Source organism: Rhizobium sp. Rhizsp42 (assembly GCF_047304155.1).
Classification (GTDB): Bacteria; Pseudomonadota; Alphaproteobacteria; order Rhizobiales; family Rhizobiaceae; genus Rhizobium.
Window position 1 is genome coordinate 26,739 of the sequence record NZ_JBGLYS010000021.1, and the last position, 23,947, is coordinate 50,685.

Sequence of the window (23,947 nt, forward strand, 5' to 3'; positions counted from 1 at the left end):
TGAAACTCCGGGGAAGCAGCCATGCGTACCGAGATGGCTACTCAGCCCTCGCCGTTGAACTCGACTGTGACTTTCCCGTCATCCCTTTTATGACTCGAGTTCCTAACATTACAGTTGCGCGTTTTTGTGAACTCTGAATCTATGGGTCTCCATGATTGGGAGGTCATGGATGGCAGGTGCGTCAATCGAGACGACGTTGGAACTTTTTGCATCGTCGCTGCGCGACGTGAAGGCTCGTATTCGAATTGTTTACGCAGGAGCGCGTTGCGGCTTCGGCGAACCTTTTCCTGGACGGCTTGCTGGGTGACGAGCGCCGCAAGACAGGCTGGATGCGCGCCGAGGCGGCCGGTGATTCCGGTCCCTGGCGGCAACAAGCTATTCTCGGTCGCGGACGCTGGGACATCGAAACCCGCTCATGGCATGGCTGGCACCGCCACGTTTCCCTCGTCATGCTGGCCTTCGCCATGATGGCGGTGATCCGGTATCGCGCCAATGACGCGACGCCCCCAAAAAGACCACGGATTCCGACCATCAGGAGTTGATCCGCTGGTCTATCCAGGAAGTCCGGCGCATCGCCAATAAGCTCGCCCAGCGTCGCATAAAGCACGCCTACGTCATCGCATGGTCGTGTTGGAGACGCGCGCATCAGGCCGCCGCCAGGCGCGCGCATTTGGAAACAAAAATGCAACTGTAATGGTAGGCGGCAAGCGAGTTGTCGCCTAAGCACCAAAGAACCAGGTCAGCCGTTCGGTCGGATGACGACCTTCACGCAACCATCCTGCTTGTCCCGGAACGTTTGGTACGCCTCGGGACCTTCCTCCAGACCGATACGGTGTGTGATGAGGAACGAGGGATCGATTGCGCCCTCCTCAATCAGGTCCATCAGTGGCTTTAGATACCGCTGAACGTGTGTCTGGCCCGTCCTCAGCGTCAGTCCCTTGCCAACGACGGCGCCAAGTGGAGTGGGCACGGCAGGCCCGATGAACACGCCCGGCAGGGATACAACGCCGCCAGGACGGCAAGCCCTGATAGCCTGGCTCAATGCGTACGGACGTTCGGTAGAGGTAAGCTTGGTTTGCATCGTCTCCATGACACCGCCCGCGCCGTGGCTCTCCATGCCGACCGCCTCGATGACCGCATCAGGGCCCTTGCCGCCGGTTAATTCAAGGATGCGCTGTTGCAGGTCTTCGTCGGTGTAATCGAGCGCTTCGGCGCCGGATTGCCGGGCAAGCTCCAGCCGTTCCGGCACGGTGTCGATTGCGAGGACACGCTCCGCGCCGAGAAGGAAAGCGGACTTGATCGCGAAGAGACCGACAGGGCCGCAGCCGAACACGGCGATGGTCTGGCCCTGTTTGATATCGCAGTTTTCCGCCGCCATGTAGCCCGTCGGGAAGATATCCGACAGAAAGAGGACCTGCTCGTCGGAAAGTCCGTCCGGGACCTTGATCGGACCGACGTCCGCATAGGGTACGCGTAAATATTGCGCCTGCCCGCCGGGGAAACGACCGTATAGTTCGGAGTAGCCAAAGAGGCCCGCGGTCGGATAACCGACCTGCTTGGCCTGTTCGGCGCCGTTCGGGTTAGAGCGCTCGCAGAGGGAGAATTGGCCCCACTTGCACTGACGGCATTCGCCGCAGGATATTGTGAACGGAACCACGACGCGGTCCCCTACCTTCAGTTTCGAGTTGCCGCGGCCGACCTCGACCACTTCGCCCATCGTCTCATGGCCCATGACGTCGCCGGCATGCATTCCCGGCACGAAGCCGCCATAGAGATGGAGGTCGGAGCCGCAGATGGCGCAGCTCGTCACCTTGATGATTGCGTCGCGGTCGTGCTGAATGATCGGATCGTCGACTTCCTCACACCGGATGTCGCCGCTGCCGTGCCAGGTAAGTGCTTTCATGTCTTTTGTCCTTTGGATTGAGTTTCGATGATGCTGGCGGGTTACGGCTGCCACCGCCACCCGCCGCGCCGTAGACCTGCCCCGTCGCGTAGCTGGCCCGAGGATCGGCAAGTTGGACGTGGATCGATGCGAGTTCGGCGGGCTGTCCCGGGCGGTCCATTGGCGCGTCGCCCCCGAACTTCTCGAGCTTTTCCATTGTCGCGCCGCCGCTGACCTGAAGCGGCGTCCGGACGGCAGCCATCGCCTATGCCCGCGAGGGCGCGGGCGTTGCCATCAACTACCTTCCCGACGAAGAGCACGAGCGTCGCGCTCGCCGCGGAAAATATTGATCGTCGGCTGATCGAAAATTTAGATTGAAATGTCATCTTCATCCCGTCGGCATGTGGGCGGACATGCCCAACTCGCTAACCTCTACCGCCGGGTGTTGTTCCCGCTAAATCAAATCGTGGCAGGAATTGCCGTGGCGGAGGGAACAGAGGTTCAGGACGCTGCCGGCCCCAAGGGCGCCTCCGATGGAAGAGGCTCCGGTCTTTCAAAGAAGAGGCGGAAACGGTCGAAAAAAGTGGGACGGCAGCTTGCTAAACCATGATCTTGTAAAATGGGATTTTTGTCCCACTCGGGGTTAAGCAGATGATTTTCTTGGAATTCGGCAGACCCTCAAAGTATGCTCTCGCCAAGCCTTCGATCCCAGGGCCTCCCAGTATGAGATCGCTGCGGACAGATCGCGCGCTGGGCTGCCATTTCGTTAGCCATGGCGAGAAACCGGCAAAACCACCATGTTCACCATCCCTGTCGCGTCCGGTTAGCACGCTCGCGATCTCGAATTTGGAAATGCGGACCTGGCCCTGATGTTCCCCCAACCCCCGTGTACGCTAAGGTACAAAGCATGCAAGATGGGTCGGATCTTGCCTGAGAATTGGAACCTCCAGCTGCCCGACGTGTTTTCAAACGTCATTTCATAGGAGGACACGATGGCTACCACCAAGACCAACACGAAGACACTTGATGATTTGTTCCTTGATACGCTGAAGGATATCTACTTCGCCGAGAAGCAGATTTTAAAAGCTCTACCAAAGATGGCCCGCGCTGCACAGTCCGAAGAAGGCAAGGCGGGTTTCCTTCAGCATCGAGATGAGACGCAGGGTCAGATCGAACGCCTGGAACAGGTTTTCGAACTCCTTGGCAAGCCCGCCCGTGGCAAGACGTGCGAAGCGATCCAGGGGATCATCTCCGAAGGCGAGGAAATCATGGAAGAGTTCAAGGGTTCCCCTGCCCTTGACGCAGGATTGATTTCATCGGCTCAGGCTGTCGAACACTACGAGATCGCTCGTTACGGCACGCTTATAGCCTGGGCGACCCAGCTTGGCATGAAGGATGCAATCCCGCTGCTCCAGGCAAACCTCGAAGAAGAGGAAGCGACGGATCAGAAACTAACGCGGCTTGCCGAGGCGGCGGCGAACGCCAAGGCCACGAAAGCAGCCTAACGCTTGGTCAGGGCTGCCCCAAAAGGGGCAGCCCTATCGTATGTCGGCCAGTAGCCGTCCTCCGTGATGTTCATTGGGGTCGGCGAAAGTCTCGATAACGCTTCCACCGTAAACTCCACCTGCAGCATGAATGCCCGCATCGGGCTAGGCATAGCGATGCCAGTGAGTTTCTCGCGTGCCAGAAAACGGCCCACGCCCGCCTCCCGCAGACGCCTTTCCCCCTCGGCCGCGATCGACGCATTCTTGCTTTGAGCGACAGACTTGGTTTCGGTTAGGCCACCTTCGATTACCCTGAACATCCCATTGCCCTGATTACGTTTTGCAGCCTATCTCAAAACTTACCGCGATTCCTGGCAAGTCTTCCGACATTCAGCGGTAATAACTTTCATGCCGCGTGACAAATTCGCGACAACACTCGTCTCTGATAGCAGGAGCAAGAATCGGCCACGGGCTAGCTTTTGGTCTGAAGGATACGAATGCGTTACGCTGTGGTCGATATTGATCGCCGGAGCAAGGCAACTTGGGTTGTTGTACACCGACCCATTTATCGAAGACGGCGGCGCGGGGCCGAAAGTCATGATTGGAAAGCTGCCGAGGCTGTTCGCGTTGAGCCAATTGTCCTTGGCATCGAAGTTCCAATGTATGTGCCCACCAAACGCGACATCCGAGCAACGATCCAACAGCTCCCTGGCGAGGCAGGCCATGGAACGCGGGGGGCGGGCCTAGTGTCACGGCGATGGCCCTGGCCCTGGTGCTCGCGATCTTGGATGGGCTCGCATCAAACCCGCCAGGTCTCAGTGCTTGCAGGGTTGGGCTCCGAGACCTCAAAGTCTCGGCGACATACTCGTGTTTGAAGCATTCGTCGCCCTGGCGCGTCTGATGGGCACGGCGGATGACGCGACTTGCCGCTTACGCAGCACGGGAACGACTGGCCGGGGTCGATGTAACCAGCGCTCTTGGTCCGGAATCGTGCATGAGCATGCCGGGTGCCGTACTCATACATGCCGATCTTTCCGACAACCTTGAAGAGCTTCGTCGGCAATGCCTTGTGGTAAGGCTCTCCAAAACAAGAAGGCCCCCGACCGCTACTTAGCGCTTACCGCCCGAGCCGTCCTAGCATCTCACCGTCCCAAGTTCGTTACCAAAACTGACCTTGACAACGCGCCCGGGCAAGGCGGTCGGAAGTTAACCCTGCGAGCGCCGGTCAGAGACAGCTTACTTCTTCCAAGGTTCCCTATGTCGAACTAGATCGAAGTCATCATCGTTCTTTCCGTCGTCGCTGTCCCTGTATTTATAGCTATCGAGTCTCCGCTGCCCCACTTCGTCCGATTCTTAGGAACTGATGTGGGAACCGTCAGCGACCTTCTTGGTTTGCGTTGGAGCAAAACCGGAGATTGATATGACCGAAGAAGCACGTCGCCCGACGCCACCCTACCCCAAGCAGCATCAGGAACCGCCAGGCAAGACCGAGGCGATGCAACCGGTTCCTGACCACGGTGAGCAGTCATACAAGGGCAGCGGCAGGCTTGAGGGTAAGGTCGCCCTGATCACCGGCGCGGACTCAGGCATCGGCAAGGCGGTAGCAATCGCGTTTGCTCGCGAAGGAGCAGATGTCGTGATTTCCTACTTGAGCGAAGACGACGATGCCGCTGATACTGTGAAGTGGGTTGAGCAGGCAGGCCGTCGAGCAATTGCCGCCCCGGGCGATATCACCTATGAGGAGCATTGCCAGGAACTCGTCCAACGAGCTGTCCGCGAGTTGGGAGGCATCGACGTTCTCGTCAACAATGCCGCCTTCCAGCGAACCTATTCCGACATATCGGAAATACCCGTCGAGGAATGGGACCGGACGTTCCGCACGAACATCTACGCACCTTTCTTCCTGTCAAAGGCGGCAATCCCGTACATGCGTCCAGGAAGCTCGATCATCAACACGACGTCGATCCAGTCGCGGCAGCCCTCACCGCCGCTGCTGGCCTACGCGTCCACGAAGGGCGCGATCTCAAACTTCACGGCGGGTCTCGCTGAAATGGTTGCCGAGAAGGGTATCCGAGTAAACGCGGTTGCACCCGGGCCGATTTGGACACCGCTCATCCCGTCGACGATGCCAGCGGAAAAGGCTGCCAAGTTCGGCCAGCAGACCCTGATCGGTCGCGCGGGGCAACCGGCTGAGTTAGCTGGGGCTTACGTTCTGCTGGCTTCAGAACTCGGCAGTTACATGACCGGCGCCGTGGTCCCGGTGACGGGTGGCGAGATCATGATCTAGTGCTCTTCGTCGGCTTGGCTCACCACCGATTGGCAAACACCAAGTATGCGGGTCGTGCCCGCGAGTTGGCTTGCTTTTGAGATTGCGCCCAGCTTCATTGTTGAGGTGGCATGCGAGGGCCGGGCCTTCGCCGCGGGGCGGTAACCACTCACACTGTCCTGATTGCAGCTTTCCGAAGCCGTTGAACTGCATCTGGACCGCGACCAGGCTCAGTTGGATCAAACCATTCCCAGCCAAACTTCGACATGAACGTGTACGCTTCTGGCCGGGTTGCAAAACAGTGGATCCTGCAGAGGGCCTTCGTGGGTTAAGGACAGGACCTCGGCGCAGTGCGGCTTAATAACCGGTTGCAGAAGAGTGCCTGCTCTTCCGATATATTGTCATTGGAGAGGTCCATGCGGAGCACGATTTGATGAGAAATCAGCAAGAGCGGTTCGGTTGAGCGTATCTTGGCAGCTATGGGAGACGTGGCTGTCAGCAGCCAGACCCTCGACAAGCTGAAGGCCAAGCGACCGGTGGTTCCTTATCAAGGCGAGGAGCATTGTTCCGTGGTTGGACGGATGATGGCGATCCGCGCCACGCTTCATACAACGGCCTTCGTGAGGTCCAGGATAGCACTGCGATCTTCGAGATTGATAGCATCGCTTAGAGGAGATGCATCTCTCCAGCGCCGTCGGCACTGGCGCCGTTTAGCCGCGCGCCGTCGAATAATGCGGGAAACGAGCCAAGCACGGGGAGCTTAAATGCGTTAAGAGATGACCGCGTCCTTGCGCGGCCACCTCAAATCAACTGATTAAAATCTTTACATCACCAGCCTGTCGCGGAGTTCCAAGCGCGTCCTTTTGATGCGGCGTCGGCCTTTTCCAGCCCTTGCTTAATTCGATCATCGGAAAATGGCTTACCAATTATGTCGACCGCGCCATCCAGGCCATGCCCCACGTCACCCGGAGATGCCGTAACGAAGACCACGCTTACTCCAAAACGGTCCGTGAGACGACGGGCAAGGGCTGCTCCACTCATGCCATCGGCGAGCCCCAGATCCACTAACGCCACATCAACGCGGGGTGCGTGAGCAAGAGCCTGCTCCACGGTAGTGACAGGCCCAACTGCTGTGTGCCCCACTTCGGCAACAATTCGCTCAAGCTCCAAGGCAATAAGCGCTTCGTCCTCGACTATTAAAACTCGCATGACACTCTCCTAAAAAAAGCAACTATTTAAATCGCCCTCTGTGAAGTTCGAGGATTTTCACATGTTATTGAAGGCTGCCTTCCCTTGGCTGACCGAGACGAGAGGACTGTACAATTCTCCCGCGATGGACGTTGACGATGGAGCGGATCGGCCCTCTGATCCACGCCATCAAGAGGGCGTCACTCAATTTTTCCGCTAAGACCAATCAGTGGAGGACCGCCCCGACCGGGTATCGTGCATGACGGCACTGAAACGCAGTCAGCAGGCCTAGCGCACGCAGGACCACGCTCTCGGTTAGGATGATATCCGCCACAGCAAGTTCGCCCGCCGCTGAAGACATCGCGCTGCTGACGGATCGCAGTATCATCCCAAGGGCATCGTCGCCCTTTTCCGTCGCTACATCCGCATTACTTTCAATTGGCGTGGCAAGCAGCTCAATGATTGCCTGGCGCTCCGGTACGGTCATGTATCTGACGTCAAGTGTTGAAGCGATCATGATTGCCCTCCGTGGTTCCGCCTTCGAACAAAACATAGACTACGCGATCAAGCCCCGTTCGAGCCCAAGCGTACGGTGGCGAACAATGAACTTACCATTCGAGGGACGCGGGGACGCGCGCGGCATGCCTGCCAGTCATCGACCATGCCGGGGACCTTGCCGCACCTGCGCCAGCAGTTCGGCTTTCAGGCGGCTTGGGCCGCGGGGGGGGGCGGGTTTCCGTTGCCTTAGATGTCGATTTGGGTCCGGGGGAACCGGCAGTTCTTGCCGACAACTTCGAGCTTCCAGTGATCCGTGGAAGCGTCGATGACGGCAAACGCGAAATCCCCAGGTTGTCGGACCTTTTCAGTAGCCTCGAAGGCTTCTGGATCACAGCATTCAGCCGCGCGTCAATGATGGACAAATGCCAGTGACGGAAGAACTCGAATCTGTTGCTGGAACGGTGGTTGTGTCAAACTCGATCGCACACTTCAAGAATGCGCCCCCGCTCGGGCCCAACTCTGACCGTCCCACAACCCGAGCATCCATGACGGCTCTCCTGGAAACATGAAAACGTATCGACGCAGGCTGTGACGCAGCATCGTACGGCTCTTTTCCGGGGGCGGTGGCACGACGACAATCTAACCCTTAGTTGAGTGTGATGTAACTATCGTTTGCGGACTGGGAGACGTATCGCCGTGGGACGCAAGCAGACACTCGTGCAGCCGGAACCAGCCCTCCTTGTCGCCGACGCGTTATGGTAGCATTCGAGGCGCGGGAGCGCGAGACGACAAGACGTTTGGGCCACGGCGGATGCTTGGAGGCGATCCATCCTCCAGCAACAGTCCGGCGCCGCTATACCTCGCTTCGCTTCAGCAGGTAGTCCAGGCCACCTGCCCGATACCAGCGAAACCCATAGGGCTCTAGCACTATGTGATGCTCGTAAGTTCCCGTTGCCTGGCTGTCGTGTCCGTCGAGAATGTCAATCAACATTCCCGGATTGCCCTTATTGTTGAGGCTGAAACTGATTTCGACGGGCTTGTCGTGGAAATTATGGATGATGACGACGACGTTTTCGCGCCATTCGTACCGCATGATCAGAACACCTGGATCCTGGCAGTCGATCACGGTGCAAGTGCCCCATCCGATCTCTGGAGCTTCCTTGCGCATTCTTATCATTCGCTCGGTCCAGTTCAGCATCGAGTCACTATCACGGCGCTGAAAAGCCACGTTCACATTCTCGTACCCGTATGGACCCTGTGAAATCAGCGGTAATACGGGTTTCTGACCTTTCGTGAAGCCACCTTGGGGCTCGTTTGACCACTGCATTGGAGTACGCGCGCAGTTACGCTCGGGCAGCGATAAGTCATCGCCCATGCCAATCTCATCGCCGTAGCGAAGAACCGGTGTGCCGGGCAAAGAGTACATGAGGCTGTAGGCGAGCTTGAGACGACGGATGTCTCCTCCCAGCATCGGAGCTAGGCGTCTGCGAATTCCGCGATCGTATAGCTGCATGTCCTCGTCTGGCCCAAAGGCGGAGAAGACTGCTTCCCTTTCATTCTTTGATAGCCGCCCAAGATCAAGTTCGTCATGGTTGCGTAGAAATACGCCCCATTGGCCAGTACGCGGGAGCTTCTCCGTGTCCCGCATTGCCCTTGCAAGCGGACGGGTGTCCGCGCTCGCTAGCGCATAGAAGAGCGACTGGTTAACGTGGAAATTGAACATCATCTGCAGGCGCTCGCCGTCGTGCCCGAAGTACTGCATATTTTCCCTCGGGACGACGTTGGCTTCCGCCAGGATGATGCTATCGCCCTTTCGCCACTGAAGAAATTCGCGAAAAGCGCGCAGCATGTCGAAGTATTCCTTGGGCTTTTTCACGTCCGCGCCCTTTTCGGCGATTACGAAAGGCACGGCGTCCATTCGAAACCCGGAAACCCCGAGTTGGATCCAGAAGCCCATGATTTTAAGGATCTCGGCCTGAACAAGCGGGTTGGCGGTATTAAGGTCAGGCTGGAAATCGTAGAAGCGGTGGAAGTAATATTCGCCGGAATGCGTGTCGCGCGTCCAAGTGGATTTTTGTACACCGGGGAAGACCATGCCCTCGCTTGCGTTTTTCGGCTTTGTCCTGGACCAGACATACCAGTCCCGGTACTTTGAGGTTTTGTCAGCCCTGGCCTCCTTGAACCAGGGATGTTCGTCTGAGGTATGGTTGACAACAAGGTCGATGAGAACTCGGATTCCGCGCTGCTTTGCGCCATGCGTGAACTCGACGAAATCCCCCAAGGTCCCATAGCGCGGATCAACGTTATAATAGTCGGAGACGTCGTAGCCGTCATCGCGACCAGGCGATGCCTGGAATGGCATCAACCAAATCGCGGTGACGCCAAGCCCAGCCAAGTAGTCCAAGCGACGTTGCAGGCCTTGGAAATCGCCGATTCCGTCTCCGTTGGAATCCATGAACGTCTCCACCGATAGGCAGTAGACGACCGCGTTCTTGTACCAAAGGTCGTTGATCAAGGCGTTGCTCCCATCAGCAGATTGATGATGGTGGTGGAAGGCATCGGCAACGGAAAGGTTCCAGGGTGTGAGCTGCCCGCGAGATTTTGGCAGCGGTTTCGACGAGGTTCTGGGAGCCAGTGTAGTTGCCGCTACATACCAGGGACGTGCAATCTCCCGCGGGCCTTGACCCTCGTGCGTCCTTCAGGGCCGACCGATGCCTTATCTGCGCGCAACAATCTGGTGGGCTCTTCCCACGCCGAACAGGAGCGCCAGGAGTAACCGGGGCGAAGACTTCGCGTCACCGCGGGTGCCACGTCATGGGAGGCAGAACACGTGAAGAGTGAAACCACCTCGCGGTTTGCGTGGAAGCGTGATCGGCGGGCGTCGAAGTCGATGACATCTCGAGTCCCACCACTTGAAATTAGAGACGATGGCGATAGTTATGTCCGCTAACGTACAAAGCTCGCGCTAAGTCTCGGGAGCATACTCTTTCAGAGAAGCGAGCCCCGCATGCCCACGGACCAGATAGTCGTGCTTGTCGTGGACGACGAGCTTATTCTTCGCCTGTCGATCTCGGCCGAGTTGGAAGACGAGGGCTTCGTCGTGTTTGAAGCTGGCACGGCGGACGAGGCGATAGCGACCCTCGAGCGGCATCCGGAAATCCGGCTCGTGTTCACGGACGTCGACATGCCAGGAAGCATGGACGGGCTGAAACTCGCAGCGTTCGTACGCGATCGTTGGCCGCCGATCAAAATCATCGTGACGTCGGGCTACCGCCAGCCGGAAATTGGCCAGCTTCCGCAGGGCTCGCCCTTCTTGACAAAGCCTTATGCTTCCACCGACGTCGCGACTATGATCCGTGGGCTATTAATGGGTTGACACGGGCTTGGCCGTAGAAAAGCCATCAAGCCATCAAGCCATCAAGCCATCCAGCCGCTATTCGCGCTGGTCAAGCGTCGTCGATGTGACCCGCGTTTTCAGTGAACTCTCGTTCCTTGGCTAACCGCACGTCAACGGACATCTTTTCGCTCTTGTATGGTCCGAGTGACCCGGTGGCGCCGTCGTTGTTCCATTCCACCCAATGACCCTTGTAATCGGATCGAACGACTACGGATAGTGAGTGCTTCTCTTCTGACATGACTAGGTCCCCTACTGTCGCTACCACAGCTGGAATGATGGCAATGCGCCGCTGGAATTCGCGATCGAAGCTAGCTCAGCGAGTTTGATCGCTGGCCTCGTCACGCGCGATCCGCGCTTCGCGAAGCCGTTGAGTCTTAGCTTGTCGCGCCTGTTCCTCGGTCTGAAGTTCCTCGACGGCTTGACCGTGTGCGAAGAATTGGGATTGGACGCGGTCGAATGCGGCTTCGGCCTGCTGCCTGGACTTGCTGTGGGTCATGAAACCTCCTTGGGTTTCGGGGCTATGAAGCGAAAAGGCCGGACAACATTGCCCGGCCCTTCAGACGCGCTGCCCCATTGCCAGTACATCCGTGGTCAATGGGGCGGCCCGTTCAATCATGCAGCTTGCAGGTTGCAGGCAGACATCTTGCCGGACTTGGCGTCGCGCTCGAGATCATAGCCGATCTTCTGGCCCTCGACGATTTCGCGCATTCCCGCACGCTCGACGGCGGAGATATGGACGAACGCATCAGCGCCGCCGTTATCCGGCTGAATGAAGCCGAAGCCCTTTGTGGAATTGAACCATTTTACTGTGCCCGTGGTCATAATGAACCCTTTCAAAGCATAGAGTGAGGGACCGCGGAAGCGACGCTTCGCGGACGGTGATACGACTATTTTTGAGAGAGAAGGTTCGAATAGAGCGCGGTGCCAATCGCGCGGTAGACAAAGCTCGGCAAGCAAAAGATCGATGAAGTCATAGTTAGAGGCTTTACGCCGAAAGTCAACCGATAGTTTTCCAGGGACCGGTCGCTTCTCTTTTTTCGATTTGGCCTCGATTGATGGTGTGGATGGCTCCTTCTTCCGCCGGCGTATTCCGGCATGGTTTCGGTGTCATTGCCTGAAGCAAAGGAGCGATCCATGTCAGAACTTGCCACAGTCGGTATCGACCTCGCAAAGAGCGTCTTCCAGATCCATGGTGTAGACGAAACGGTCTGGTCCTTGTGCGACGGCAGCTTCGCCGCAGCCAATTGCTTGCGTTTTTCCAGAACCGTCCCCGGTGCCTCATCGGCATGGAGGCTTGCGCTGGTGCTCATGACTGGGCACGCAAGCTTCAGTAACTGGGACATGATGTCCGGCTGATGCCGCCATCGTAATGTAAAGCCCTACGTCGCGGAAAGACCGACGCCGCGGACGCGGCCGCCATCTGCGAGGCTGTGACGCGGTCCTCGATGCGGTTCGTCGCCATCAAGAGCGAGGCCTGCTCGTGGGTAATGGTTCTTCACCGCACGCGGGACTTTCTGGTTCGCCAGCGCACGCAAATCGGCAATGCGATCCGAGCGCATATGACAGAATTCGGCATCATAACCGCGAAGGGCGTGCAAAATGTCGAGCGGCTGAAGGAACAAGTGGATCAATTACCGCAAGCGGTTCGGATGCCCTTGATCTTACTATTAGACCAAACGTCCGAGACGAACACGCGGATCGAGCGGCTGACCGACGAGATCGAAGAGACCCATTCGCAAAGCGAGACAAGTCAGCGTCTGGCGACGATCCCCGGTGTGGGGGTACTGTCGGCGACGATTATCGCGGCAACGACCTCTGATGTCGACAATTTCGACTGCGCGAGGGATTATGCCGCTTGGCTCGGCCTCGCGCCCAAGCCTCATTCCGCCGGAGGCAAGCAAAGAGTGGGCGCTGTATCGAAGATGGGTAATCGGTACATGGGGCGCCTGCTGTATCTCGGCGCCATGGCGCGGATCATGCTCCGACGTCGCCTCAAGCGGGAGCCAGGAGCGGACTGGCTGTCGGGCATGCTCATGCGCAAGAAGACGAAGATTGTCGCGATTGCCTTGGCGCATCGCATGGCACGAATGATTTTTGCCGTCCTCGGGGACGGGTCTCGATACGAGCCGCGGGTCGCCTGACGGCTCCTGGAATGGTCAGGGCAACGTGAGGTGATGGCAAACAAGCGGAGAAGAAGAACCAGGACACCCCGATGAATCCGAAGCTCTTCGAGAGCGCTCGATTGAGTGGGACCTGTTCTCCAAGCGGATATTCATCAGGGCTCGCAGCGGTTTCGCTGCATATCAGACGCCGTATACATGGCCGGAACCGACCTATTTACCGGAACCGATCTTGTCCTTTGCTCGCAGGAGCCATCCATACAGGGATTCAGGTCGGCGCCGATGCGATCGCTGTATTTCTTACGCGAGGTTACCAACGCTATCCTATATCGGTCGTACGAAGAGATGACCTATATTTTCATTCGGCACGAGGTTTCGAGACTGACAGGCACACGCACGGCTGCCGGCTTAGGGGGTGTTCCCTGCCGTCGGCCGAGCAAGGCGAGACATGACGTGATGGTCTTGCGACTATTTCCGGGCCCGAGCGTCCACAACAACCTGGAATTAGGGCGGCCGAGGACAGCCGAATTCGCATCAATAACTACGGTTGCCTACAACATGTGACGGTTTCGGGGAATGCGATCCGCCCCGATTTCTCGACGGGCCACTTCTCTCGAAACCTGGAAACAGGAGAGGCCGCGCCCGGAGGTTTACCTTTTACGTTTTCGATCCAAGGATGGTGGAGGATCTGCTGGATCGAGGAGCCGTGGACGAATGGCGCGAGGAGGATGCGGTGACAAAGGCCGAAAAACGCAGACAGGCGGCCTACAAGGCAAAGCTTCCTCTGTCGCTTAAGCAAGTTAGGGAAGCTCTGAAATCGGCGAGTGAGAAGACGGATGACGCGCGGCCACGAAGCTGCGCGGATGGGAGGAAGTCGATCTCGCTGGCTTGCTCCATTGACGGAGTTGGATTGATAAACCGCGTATCCCGGAACACATCGGCGTTGGAGACGTTTTCTAGAAAATTTGTCGAGGTTTGATCATGAGAAGCTTGATCATGAAAACCATAGCGATCGTCATCACCGCGCTGTTGGCGACTTCTCCCGCGGTCGCGATCTCACGCCTGAGCCCGCTCAAGATGACGTGCGAACAGGCGCGCGCAACCGTTCACAACCAAGGCGCCGTGATTTTTCGCTGGTCGTCGCCCAGGGGACTTCCGCTGTATGACCGCTTCGTGCGGAACAGCCGCTATTGCGACGCGAACGAGTATGCCGAATGGAAGCGGATTCCGACGCGCGACCAATCATGCCCGGTTTTGTTTTGCGAGAACCTTGATCGTCTGGACGGCGACTTTATTATCCCGGACAACTCGCTCTGACGGGGTCGAACGCGCGTGCCCCACAAGGGCTTTTGTTGACGGGCTACGATCCACACATCATTCCGGGCCAACTCGCGGATATCGTGAGGAAGCCGATCGCGCTCCGCGATATCGTTGATGCGGTGAGCAAAGCTCTGAATGGCCCGCGGCGATAGCCCCGACCACTCATTCAGCGTCTGGCGGGGCGCGCCAGCCTAGGCTGCTGGCCGACTCCACCCGCGTCAGTCCGCCAAGCCGCCCGCGCGAAACCGCCGATCAGATAAGATCCCGCGCCGCGCCCTCGCGCGCCCTCGCAATCCCGCGGCGCTGCAACGCATCACGAAACACCGCTTCGACCTGATTGGCTGCCGGTGTCAACACTGGCGGCGGCGGCTAGAAGAGCTTCAAGAAATGGCAGGCGGTCTTCAAACCCGGTCCTCAAGTCAAATAGAATCCGCTTGCCCTTAGCGGTTGCTCTCGCTAACTTTTTCCACTCCGCAAGTATCGCTGCGCTAGCGCGCTCATGAAATTCGACCGCGGCGCCGTCTGGCCCCACTCGCAGCGACGCGATGCCGAGAAGACCTGCCCACGCTCGAATGCGGGCCGTTCGAAGCAACGCCGCCACTGGGTGGGGGAGGTCACCGAAGCGATCCAACATCTCCTCCTCCAACTCATCGAACTCTTCCTTCAACCTCATCTTCGACAGACGTGTGTAAAAGCCTAGTCTAACGGTTGGATCCGGGACGAAATCGGAGGGAATGAAGCCGGTTACGCCGACCTCGAAGTCAGGAAGATCAGGGAAAGCGGCTTTTCGGCCGCGAAGCGAGCTGACCGCCTTTGCGAGAAGCTCCTGGTAGAGACCAGTTCCGAGAACCTTTATGTGTCCCGCCTGTTCCTCGCCCACCACGCTACCGCCGCCACGCAGTTCAAGGTCATTCATCGCCACGTCGGCTCCCGATCCCAGACGATCGAACTTGAGCAGTAAGGATAGGCGCTGACGACTATCATCGCTTTCCTTCTCACCTGGCTCGGTCAGCATGTAGGCGAGCCCTTGCGATCGGCCCCTTCCAACGCGGCCCCGCAACTGGTGAAGCTGCGCCAGGCCGAATTGATCGGAACGCCAGACAAAAATCGTGTTCGCGCGAGGGACATCGAGACCGCTTTCAACGATATTGGTTGACAGCAGAATGTCGGCCTCGCCTTCTGAAAAGCGGACAACCGCGTCATCCATCTTGTCCACCGACATCTTGCCATGCGCCACCAGGACCGAGAGTTCCGGCACTATCTCCGCGAGCATTGCCTGGAGCGGATCGATGTCGGCGACCCGTGGGGCGACGAAAAAGGACTGCCCGCCACGACGTCTCTCGCGCAGCAAGGCCGCGCGGATCGTTGCCGCGTCGATTTGGAGGATCGAGGTCCTGATGGGGCGGCGCCGAGATGGTGCGGTGGTAAGCAGGCTCACGTCTGGAACGCCGATGAGAGCGGATTGCAATGTGCGCGGGATAGGCGTCGCGGACAGCGCCAGGACGTGGACGTTCGGCGAAAGCGCTCGCATGGCGGCCTTGTCAGCGGCGCCGAAACGATGCTCCTCGTCGATGACGACCAGTCCCAGTCTCTGGAAGCTCACGTTCTTTCCAAGGATTGCGTGGGTCGCGATAACAATATCGACGGTCCCTGCACTTATCTCATCGCGCGTGCGCGTGACCTCGTCGTTCCTCACCGCGCGAGACAGCAGGCCGACCGAGAGCCCAGACTTCTCAAATCGCTTCTTGAACACGTCATGATGTTGTCTGGCCAGAACAGTTGTAGGCGCCACGACCGTCACCTGCAGATTGGACATCGCGACGGCCGCCGCTGCTCTCAGGGCGATCTCGGTCTTTCCGAACCCGACATCCCCGCAAATCAGGCGATCCATGGGACGGCCACTCGCCATGTCGGCGAGACATTCATCTATCGCGCTCATTTGATCGGTGGTGAGACCGTAGGGGAAGCGCGCGCAGAATTTCCGATACTCGTCTTGCGGCGGCACTATCGGTTTCGTTTTAGTTTCCGAACGTCGACGGGCAACGTCAACGAGATGCTTGGCCGCGGAGCGGATATCCCGCTGGAGGTCATTTCGCTTGCGTGCCCATCCATTTGTATTGAGCCGGTCCAGGGTAACGGATGAGGCTTCGGCGCCGTATCGCCAAAGGAGGCCAAAATCCTTCATCGGAACGATGATCGAGGCGCCCCCGTGATACTCAAGCCGCGCGGAGTCAAATTCCACGCCTTCGACAACGGTGGTTTCGATCGCCCGCAAGATCGCGACCCCATGTTCTTCATGGACAACAACATCCCCGATCTGGAGATCCGGCGCCCGCAGCGTCGACCGGGTATGGTCGCGTTGGTCGCCGATGGGCGGCCCAAGAATGTCCTGGCAAGCCACAACAACAAGATTTCGTCCACGATCCACATACCCTTCCGTCCACGGGATCCTTCCGCTTCGAACGCTCGATCCCGTCTCCAACAGCTCTTGCCAAGTCGTGGCTGGCACGACGTTCGTGTTCAGCGATTTGCTCACCCGATCCGTCAATCGGCTCAACTGGGGTTCGTCTCCCACTATCGCGAGATGGGTGCCATTTGTGGCGACATTGTTGACAAGCTCCGTTAGAGCTCCGAACCCTTTCCGACCCGCTTCCAGCGGCAGGTATCCATCCGTATCAAGCAGTGACCAGCCGGGCCCCGAGCGCGCGTCGTCCCAAGCCTCGCGATCGAGGTAGAGTGAGCGCTGCGTCAAGGGCGCCCCGGAGGATATTCGCGCGTCCTCCATGATGTCGAGATACTCGTCCACTCTCCGGTCGACGTCGTCCTCGATAAGGAAGGTGGCGGGTTTAAGCACGTCAAACACTGTTTCGAGCGCGCTGTAATTTCTCAACATCCGTGTGTATACCGCCTGGCCATCGGAGGGTTCGTCGAGCTCGCCAGGGGCAAGGATTATTTCTGAAGCTGGTCCGAACAGCATCTCTTTGACACTCGCTTGCGTGCGCTGTGTCGCCGGATCGTAAAACCAGAGTTCCTCGACGATGCCGTCCTCGTTCAGATAGCATCGCATGGGGAGGTTGCCGCCGGCGGGAAATATATCAACGACGCCGTTAAGGATAGCGACCTCACCTGGTTCATCGACAACACCGTCCACCGCGTAGCCTGTCCGCGAAAGGAAGGCTTCAAACGACGACAGATCAAACCGGCCGCCGACAGCGACTTCGAAGCATGCAGACTGGATGACGTCCGCGGGTGGAATTCGCTGAAGCAAGGCTTCAAGTGATGTCACACACAATCGTCCGCCCGGCCGCGTCGCCAGCCACTCGCGCAAGGCATCCATTCTCATTCCCATTGAAGCTCGCGATGGCGGTACCCTATCAAATGGAAGACAGTCCCACGCGGGCAGATAAAAGAGTTTGCTCCCGAGCGAGAGGCATTCGCACGCCTCGATGATGCGCTTCGCACGTCCGTCCGAGCGTGCGACGAAGACGATGTCGTCGCCGTGCTCAGCGCCGACCTGGCGCGCGAGCTCGCTAGCGATAAATGATGAATTCGCGGCGCTATGTTGGTTTTGAGGGGCTACTGGCATCGATCCTTACCATGTATCTTGGAGGCGGGCGAAAAGGCGATAGTCAACGATGATCACGCGGCTAGGTTCCGGATGGATGGATGCTGGTTGCTTTCGCGAGATCGCGCCATTGGACAGAGCCTTTTGCCCCGGCATGCCCTGTCTACTCCCGCAAGCGGGCGCGTGGCGCGTGGCGGGAGTGGCCATGGACCGTGGGATACGTCTTCCAAACCCCGGCCACGGATTCCATCCCGGACACTGGCTATCCGCGCCCGCGGCTCTTGGATTTTGGCACCGATCTGGCCTCGCTGTTCGCTCAGACGCCTGCACCGGTCCCGGACGAGTTTCCAATGGCGGCGCCGAGGCAACAAAGCCCGCTTTCGAGCGTTAATCCAAAGGTGAAAGGGAGGACGTTCATGTCTAACGTGTCAAAAGCAGGTGGCGACGACCACAACAATGCCACAACTCGCAACACATTCGGTTCATCAGTCGAGAGCCAGGCGCAGATTTCGGACGCGGCGGCCGCGGGAGCATCGGGGGGTGAAGCGGAAAAGCTTTCAATATATCGGCTGGAGCCAATCGCGGCACCGGGTGATCCGCGGTGGGTGAACTCGCCCGGCCACGGGGTCGTCATGGTCGCGGCCCGAACGTCGGGGGACGCTAGGATCGTGGCCGCGAGTCGCGAACTCGACTTCATGGAAGTGGATGCCGCGCCCGCTGAGGATGTGACGACGTTCAACGCAAGCGCTTTTCGCGACGATAAGCTCTACACCGTGATCGAGGTCGAGCGAGGGCGGACCGATATCGCCCGCGGAGTGATCAAGGGCGAGATCTCGGTTGATACCATCAGGCCGGTGCAACCAGACTGAGACGCGGTTCGCAACCTCGCTCATCCATGCCAGAAGCAACACGGGATCGGAAGATGTAGATGTCGGTCCCGTCAGTGTCCAACATATGCCGAAGGCGGGAGGCGCCCCCACCGAACGCAAGTGCGCGATATCAGGCGCCCTCCCCCCGGAGAGGCTCGATCGGATAAGCGCTACCGACGGCCAAGCTCGGAAGCCTACTTCACGGGGGCTCGGCGGCGGAAAATCCGTCCCGTCATTGGAAGCTGAATTCGGGTCGTGGCGGCTTTTTGCTCGAGGAGGCCCGCATATTCAATCTGATCAACGAGACCGCGATATAAGGTTGATAAGCTCAAGGCGGGTCGTGGGTTCAGACATGAACGCCATTTCATTGCGCGGATCTCGGCGCGCGAACTTGATTAGCCCCGACGTCACGATGATCCGAATGCTCGGCCACCGGCTCCGCACGGTGGCGACGAGTCCCAGCCCGTCCATCGATCCGGGCATGTCAGTGTCCGTGAACAGCGTGTCGACGATGTTGGTCTCAAGAAGAACAAGTGCCTCGGCAGCGTTGGCGAGCTTCAAGCGTTCGGAAGCCGGCTCTGTCCAGGAAGTCCACCGTGTCGCGGCGTATCCGCGGCTCGTCCTCGACAATCAGAATGTTTCTGTTTTTGGCATCGCTCCGGTTGTCTTGGCAAGCAAATTCGCCACGCAGTTTTACGAGGACCTCGCGCCCATCACTTGATGCGCGCGTCGCCTCCAATAAATCGTACTCGGCGGATGCCTGATCCCAGTGATATTTATCCTGTCCGAAGGGCCGGCCGGCCTCCTCCCACAAAGCATAGGCACGCCTGGCGATCCATTCGCCACGATTTTCCATTCCAACCTCCCCATGATCCGGATTGCGCGAACTATTAGCCAAACCTCCTCGGATCAAAGCAGCTCCGGCCTGGACAGAGCCGAACCCGCGTTTCCATCGACGGCCTTCGTTTGTCTCTCGGCGGCTCAAACCTCGTTAATGTCGCGAGGTTCCCGTCGCGAACATGGCGAAGCGACATTCTCGTGAGATATTGATTTGATGCTGATCGATTGGCGCGCGAGCCGACAGCTGGCGATGGTGACCGGTGCCCGACGAGGCTAGGCCTGCTCCAACCCGCAACACCCAAGTACGCCCCGCTTGAAGCGATTTAGCGCGGTAACGGGAACGAACACTCACCCTTGGAGTTTCAAAATGGAAAAATTCCTTCGAGGGCTGACATGACGAATTCTCACGGCGGTAAGCAAATTGTAGCCGGCGACTGGACGCGTCTCGGCGCGAACTTCGATGGCGATGGAGTGAACTTCGCGATATTCAGTGCGCACGCCGAGCGCGTCGAGCTGTGCCTATTTGACGAGACGGGAATAATAGAGACCGACCGCGTCGTGCTTCCGGAATTCACGAACGAGGTTTGGCACGGCTACGTGCCGGGTCTGAAGCCCGGAGCACTTTACGCGTACAGGGTCCACGGGCCTTACGACCCGGAGAGCGGCCATCGTTTCAACCCGAACAAGTTGCTGATCGATCCATATGCGCGCGAGCTGGTGGGGGACGTCGAATGGAGCCAAGCGCAGTTCGCGTATAAGTTGGACGCCGAGGAAAAGGACATGTCGTTCGATGAGACCGACAGCGCCCAGTCAATGCCTAAATGCCGCGTGATTGACCCGTCCAGTTACGACTGGCAAGGGGACACGAAGCCGCGGGTTGCCTGGTCGAACACGATCTTCTACGAGACCCACGTGAAAGGTTTCACCAAGCTCCACCCCGCCGTTCCCGAGGAGCTGCGCGGATCCTTCGAAGGATTGGGGCACCGAGAGGTCGTGGACTACATCCGCAACCTCGGGGTCACGTCCGTCGAGCTTCTCCCCGTCCACTGGTTTCCAGATGACGCGCACCTGCTCGACAAGGGTCTTAAAAACTATTGGGGATACAATTCCCTAGGCTTCTTCGCGCCAACTGCCCGTTACTACGGCCCGAAGGGCATTGTTGGCTTCCGGGACATGGTCCGCGCCTTCCATGACGCCGGCGTCGAGGTTATTCTCGACGTGGTCTACAACCATACCGCTGAAGGCAACGAACTCGGTCCCACGCTGTCGTTCAAGGGGATCGACAACTTTTCCTATTACCGCACGATGCCTGAGCAGCCTCGCTACTACATCAACGACACAGGAACTGGAAACACTGTTAACACCTCCCATCCTCGCGTCCTGCAGTTGATAACCGACAGCCTCCGATATTGGGCTGAAGAGATGCATGTGGATGGCTTCCGTTTTGATCTCGGTACTATCCTCGGCCGTGAACCGGAAGGCTTTGATCAACGAGGCGGATTTTTTGACGCGGTCGGGCAGGACCCCGTTCTGTCTCGATTGAAGCTTATCGGGGAGCCGTGGGACATCGGTCCAGGGGGGTATCAGGTTGGTGGCTTTCCGCCGGGGTGGGCCGAATGGAATGACAAGTATCGGGATACGGCGCGCGATTACTGGAAGGACACCGATGGCACCACGGGGGATTTCGCGGCGCGTGTGCTTGGGTCTGGAGACGTGTACGACCTTCGTGGTCGCAGACCGTGGGCCAGTGTGAATTTCATCACGGCGCATGATGGTTTCACGTTGAATGACGTCGTTTCCTACGATGAGAAGCACAATGACGATAATGGCGAAGACAACAAGGATGGTCATGGCGACAACCGAAGCCATAATCACGGCGTCGAGGGTCCAACGGATGACCAAGACGTGATAGATGTTCGAGAACGACAAAAGCGCAACTTCCTGGCAACCCTGTTCCTATCCCATGGCACGCCTATGCTGCTCGCTGGCGACGAATTCGGTCGCAGCCAGATGGGCAACAACAATGGTTATTGCCAAGACAGCGAGCTTAGTTGGGTCCATTGGGAAAACCTCCCGGTCTCCGCCGATAGCCTTCGGGGCTTCGTGAAGAGGTTGATCAGCCTGCGTCAGTCCAATCGAATTCTTCGGCGGGAGAGCTGGCGCGATGGCATCCTGGTGACGTGGCTTAATCCAGGCGGCGGCGAACAGACGCAAGAGCATTGGGCCGATCAAGGGAGCACGACCATAGGCTTGCGTCTGACGGCAAGTTCGGACACGGAAGGGATGAATGACGTCATCATTCTGTTCAACCCGCATGATGGTGACGTGGAGTTCAGCCTGCCCGAGAGTTCGGGCAAGGGCTGGGTGGTTACTTTGACGACCGCCGATCCGATCATTGGGGAACAAGATATCGGCGAGACGGAGTCCTATCTACTCTCTCCGCGCAGCCTTGTGCTGCTATCCGCCAAGGGGTGAACCCGGCAAAAAGGGTGAGTGATTGGTTGACGGATGGAAACCACAATGGCCGTCAGCATGTTACGCCCTGTTCTCGCCGAAGCTTTACCGGTGACGGTTTAGCATCCTTGATCCCCTACGCCAGCGAAGATAAGGGAACTATTGCTCGAAGCAAAGGTTCGGGTGACAGGCTTTATCTATAATCCATACTCTTTCCTCGAGATTTCTCCGATCAAGCCTTTCGACACGCAACCCCCATGGAGACAACCATGTCCGACGGAAATCAAGGCCCTGCCTGGTGGTTCGCCTGGGTGGGCCATACCAACACCAATCTCGGCATGGCCCGATTTCTCGCGGTCCCCGTTAGCTTTGTTGTCATCCTCGGGCTCGTGGCATGGTCAATATGCCCGTGAAGCCTTGGAGGATTCGGGCAAGACCGGTTCGCGCTATATCGACGTAGCCACGGGCAACTTGCGTCATCACGTCATCTGGTGGCGACAGGTGATCGACCCTTCACCAGCCGTCACCAAGCGTGGCTGCTTGAAAACCGATTGGTGTTTTTCCGAGTTCGATGGCAGTAAGTAAGCACCGTATTCGGCGGCTTGCGAGAGCCTCGGATCGCGGTGGAAACGGTGCTCGCGGGAGCCTGTCAAACCAGGCCCCGTGGGCAGTGCCCTGGTCCTATCGCATCTTTCCCTCATTTTCCTCCGCGGGATCGAAGTTGATGTCCCAATCCTTGACCGGCTTTCTTCCTGGAGGTGTCTTATGTTCGGTCGCGTCCTCGGAGCCTGTTATCACGGTGGGCTTAGCGCTGTGCACCCCCGTGGCCTTGCGATCAGCGACGGACTTGGCAAATTGACCCTTGGCGTCCTTCTCGATGTCCGACATGTCATTCGCCTTTCTGCTTAAGGCCATCGGAGATCTTCTTGACCTCGGGATCGGCGTTGGTTTCACCGTTGGCATCCTTGGCCGTGTCGGGATTGTCCTCGGCGGGAAGGTAGCCAGGCGGGATATTTTCCCGCGGTCCTTCCCATCGGGGCGATTGGTCGGTGGTGCCGGGAGCACCTTCACTTTGCTTGCTCATACCCATTGTAAAACTCCTTGTGGTGAATGGGTAACCTCGCAAAACATCACTTGTTCCGGGTTGATCATGATGTTTGGTTTGATCCGAGAGAGACAATCTAGTGTCTCGTTCCTTTTCCAAAAGCGATTGAGAGTGTCGCGGCCTTCCAGGTTTTCCACGATGGCGACAAGGCCATTTTGGTCGCGGGAGCGGATGGGGACTTGGCGGGGGGCGGGGCTCGCTCGCGCCATCAACCAATCTCCCCGCTTACGCGATGGCCACGAACCGAACGTCCCCAATTAAAGACGCCAGGACAGGAACGATCAGGCGACCAATAAGTTTAGTGGTCTCAACTCGCCAAAGGAGCACCATCAAAATGAGAACCGCCCTCGCCCTCGCTGGACTTGCAATCCTATTTACTTCGCCCGTCCTCGCCCAATCCGCGGCCGAAAAGACTGGGGTCAACTCGGTCATGGGCGTTGCTCCAAGGACCGAGGACTTCGTCACCGAGGTGGCGAGCTCCGACATGTTCGAAATCGAATCCAGCAAGCTTGCCGTCGAACGCTCGCAGGACGCCGCGACGAAGACATTCGCGCAGCAGATGATCAGCGATCACATGAAGACGTCCGCGGAGCTGAAGGCGATGATCGATGGTGGCAAGGTCAAGGCCGCGATCCCGAGCGCGATGAGCTCCGCGCAACAGAGCATGCTGGACGATCTGAAGAAGCTCAACGGGGACGATTTCACCAAGCGGTACCACTCGGATCAGGAAGATGCCCATGAAGACGCCGTCGATCTTTTCAAACGGTACGGCGATGAAGGCGAGAACGCGGAGTTGAAGGCATGGGCCGCGAAAACCCGACCCGCGTTGGAACATCATCTGACGATGGCCAAGGACTTGAATAAGTAGTCTCGGATATCGGATTCAAAACGCCGTGGACCAGGAAATCCACGGCGTTTTGGTATCGACGCATTCGAGCGTGTCATTCGTTCCATCGCGA

At 58.2% G+C, this 23,947-nt stretch carries 19 protein-coding genes and 4 pseudogenes; 11 read left to right on the top strand and 12 right to left on the bottom strand.

Translation table 11 applies throughout. From position 1 onward, the window contains the following. Positions 1–151 precede the first annotated feature (151 nt). Positions 152–407 (top strand): annotated as a pseudogene (locus tag ACCD05_RS19455) (IS701 family transposase); the annotation flags it as partial. Further along, positions 405–542 (top strand): annotated as a pseudogene (locus tag ACCD05_RS19460) (IS701 family transposase); the annotation flags it as partial. The pseudogenes ACCD05_RS19455 and ACCD05_RS19460, both read left to right, overlap by 3 nt. Before the next feature lie 197 nt (positions 543–739). Here ACCD05_RS19460 and ACCD05_RS19465 read toward each other — a convergent pair. Both ACCD05_RS19465 and ACCD05_RS19470 read right to left on the bottom strand, forming a co-directional pair. Then, positions 740–1,903 (bottom strand): zinc-dependent alcohol dehydrogenase, encoded by a 1,164-nt coding sequence (locus ACCD05_RS19465; protein ID WP_111564481.1) that lies wholly within the window; start codon positions 1,901–1,903, stop codon positions 740–742. A gap of 49 nt (positions 1,904–1,952) precedes the next feature. Next, a pseudogene (locus tag ACCD05_RS19470) lies at positions 1,953–2,132 on the bottom strand (NAD(P)-dependent oxidoreductase); the annotation flags it as partial. Between the two features lie 742 nt (positions 2,133–2,874). Between ACCD05_RS19470 and ACCD05_RS19475 the strand changes: the two are divergent. Together ACCD05_RS19475 and ACCD05_RS19480 are read left to right on the top strand one after the other, a co-directional pair. After that, positions 2,875–3,387, top strand: a complete 513-nt coding sequence (locus tag ACCD05_RS19475; protein ID WP_111564479.1) for a ferritin-like domain-containing protein — start codon at positions 2,875–2,877, stop codon at positions 3,385–3,387. A 1,399-nt stretch (positions 3,388–4,786) separates the two neighbouring features. Beyond that, a complete protein-coding gene (locus ACCD05_RS19480) occupies positions 4,787–5,653 on the top strand; it encodes an SDR family oxidoreductase (protein ID WP_162718026.1) in 867 nt (288 codons plus the stop codon). Positions 5,654–6,460: 807 nt separating this feature from the next. Here ACCD05_RS19480 and ACCD05_RS19485 read toward each other — a convergent pair. The 3 genes from ACCD05_RS19485 to ACCD05_RS19495 form a co-directional block, all read right to left on the bottom strand. Then, positions 6,461–6,841 carry a response regulator gene (locus ACCD05_RS19485; RefSeq protein ID WP_413394736.1) on the bottom strand — a complete coding sequence of 127 codons (381 nt, stop codon included), beginning with the start codon at positions 6,839–6,841 and terminating at the stop codon, positions 6,461–6,463. A gap of 205 nt (positions 6,842–7,046) precedes the next feature. Further along, complete coding sequence (locus tag ACCD05_RS19490; protein WP_413394738.1) at positions 7,047–7,337, bottom strand: hypothetical protein; 291 nt, start codon at positions 7,335–7,337, stop codon at positions 7,047–7,049. A gap of 834 nt (positions 7,338–8,171) precedes the next feature. Then, on the bottom strand, positions 8,172–9,833 hold the full coding sequence (locus tag ACCD05_RS19495) for an alpha-amylase family protein (RefSeq protein WP_413394740.1): 1,662 nt from the start codon (positions 9,831–9,833) through the stop codon (positions 8,172–8,174). Between the two features lie 492 nt (positions 9,834–10,325). Here ACCD05_RS19495 and ACCD05_RS19500 point away from each other — a divergent pair, with 492 nt between their 5' ends. Continuing rightward, a complete protein-coding gene (locus tag ACCD05_RS19500; RefSeq protein ID WP_111565447.1) occupies positions 10,326–10,694 on the top strand; it encodes a response regulator in 369 nt (122 codons plus the stop codon). 334 nt (positions 10,695–11,028) lie between these two features. Here the strand turns inward: ACCD05_RS19500 and ACCD05_RS19505 are convergent, their stop codons facing one another. Then, the gene (locus tag ACCD05_RS19505; RefSeq protein WP_413394742.1) at positions 11,029–11,211 is read right to left on the bottom strand and encodes a hypothetical protein; all 183 of its coding nucleotides are present in this window, start codon (positions 11,209–11,211) and stop codon (positions 11,029–11,031) included. Between the two features lie 116 nt (positions 11,212–11,327). After that, positions 11,328–11,537 (bottom strand): cold-shock protein, encoded by a 210-nt coding sequence (locus ACCD05_RS19510; protein WP_047514662.1) that lies wholly within the window; start codon positions 11,535–11,537, stop codon positions 11,328–11,330. Positions 11,538–11,849: 312 nt separating this feature from the next. Here ACCD05_RS19510 and ACCD05_RS19515 point away from each other — a divergent pair. The 3 genes and pseudogenes from ACCD05_RS19515 (at position 11,850) to ACCD05_RS19525 (ending at position 14,152) form a co-directional block, all read left to right on the top strand. Further along, positions 11,850–12,856, top strand: a pseudogene (locus tag ACCD05_RS19515) (IS110 family transposase). A gap of 655 nt (positions 12,857–13,511) precedes the next feature. Further along, positions 13,512–13,814 carry a hypothetical protein gene (locus ACCD05_RS19520; protein WP_413394744.1) on the top strand — a complete coding sequence of 101 codons (303 nt, stop codon included), beginning with the start codon at positions 13,512–13,514 and terminating at the stop codon, positions 13,812–13,814. Positions 13,815–13,831: 17 nt separating this feature from the next. After that, positions 13,832–14,152: a hypothetical protein gene (locus tag ACCD05_RS19525; protein ID WP_283193700.1), complete on the top strand. Its 321-nt coding sequence runs from the start codon at positions 13,832–13,834 to the stop codon at positions 14,150–14,152. Between the two features lie 316 nt (positions 14,153–14,468). On the opposite strand, the gene ACCD05_RS19530 is transcribed toward ACCD05_RS19525, so the two are convergent. Beyond that, complete coding sequence (locus ACCD05_RS19530) at positions 14,469–17,741, bottom strand: DEAD/DEAH box helicase (RefSeq protein WP_413394746.1); 3,273 nt, start codon at positions 17,739–17,741, stop codon at positions 14,469–14,471. A 395-nt stretch (positions 17,742–18,136) separates the two neighbouring features. Between ACCD05_RS19530 and ACCD05_RS19535 the strand changes: the two genes are divergently transcribed. After that, on the top strand, positions 18,137–18,589 hold the full coding sequence (locus tag ACCD05_RS19535) for a hypothetical protein (protein WP_111564045.1): 453 nt from the start codon (positions 18,137–18,139) through the stop codon (positions 18,587–18,589). Between the two features lie 297 nt (positions 18,590–18,886). Here ACCD05_RS19535 and ACCD05_RS19540 read toward each other — a convergent pair whose 3' ends face one another. Together ACCD05_RS19540 and ACCD05_RS19545 are read right to left on the bottom strand one after the other, a co-directional pair. Next, on the bottom strand, positions 18,887–19,219 hold the full coding sequence (locus ACCD05_RS19540; RefSeq protein WP_413394748.1) for a response regulator transcription factor: 333 nt from the start codon (positions 19,217–19,219) through the stop codon (positions 18,887–18,889). After that, a complete protein-coding gene (locus ACCD05_RS19545) occupies positions 19,110–19,445 on the bottom strand; it encodes a DUF2934 domain-containing protein (protein WP_112437176.1) in 336 nt (111 codons plus the stop codon). Before ACCD05_RS19545 ends, ACCD05_RS19540 begins: the two co-directional genes overlap by 110 nt. Before the next feature lie 377 nt (positions 19,446–19,822). On the opposite strand from ACCD05_RS19545, the gene glgX reads away from it, so the two are divergent. Continuing rightward, positions 19,823–21,904 carry a glycogen debranching protein GlgX gene (gene glgX / locus ACCD05_RS19550; protein ID WP_413394750.1) on the top strand — a complete coding sequence of 694 codons (2,082 nt, stop codon included), beginning with the start codon at positions 19,823–19,825 and terminating at the stop codon, positions 21,902–21,904. Positions 21,905–22,564: 660 nt separating this feature from the next. On the opposite strand, the gene ACCD05_RS19555 is transcribed toward glgX, so the two are convergent. Next, positions 22,565–22,771, bottom strand: coding sequence for a hypothetical protein (locus ACCD05_RS19555; RefSeq protein ID WP_111564018.1), 207 nt, complete (start codon positions 22,769–22,771; stop codon positions 22,565–22,567). Position 22,772: 1 nt separating this feature from the next. Then, positions 22,773–22,973 carry a hypothetical protein gene (locus ACCD05_RS19560; RefSeq protein ID WP_111564017.1) on the bottom strand — a complete coding sequence of 67 codons (201 nt, stop codon included), beginning with the start codon at positions 22,971–22,973 and terminating at the stop codon, positions 22,773–22,775. Positions 22,974–23,322: 349 nt separating this feature from the next. On the opposite strand from ACCD05_RS19560, the gene ACCD05_RS19565 reads away from it, so the two are divergent. Continuing rightward, complete coding sequence (locus ACCD05_RS19565) at positions 23,323–23,856, top strand: DUF4142 domain-containing protein (RefSeq protein ID WP_413394753.1); 534 nt, start codon at positions 23,323–23,325, stop codon at positions 23,854–23,856. The last annotated feature ends 91 nt before the right edge of the window (positions 23,857–23,947 follow it).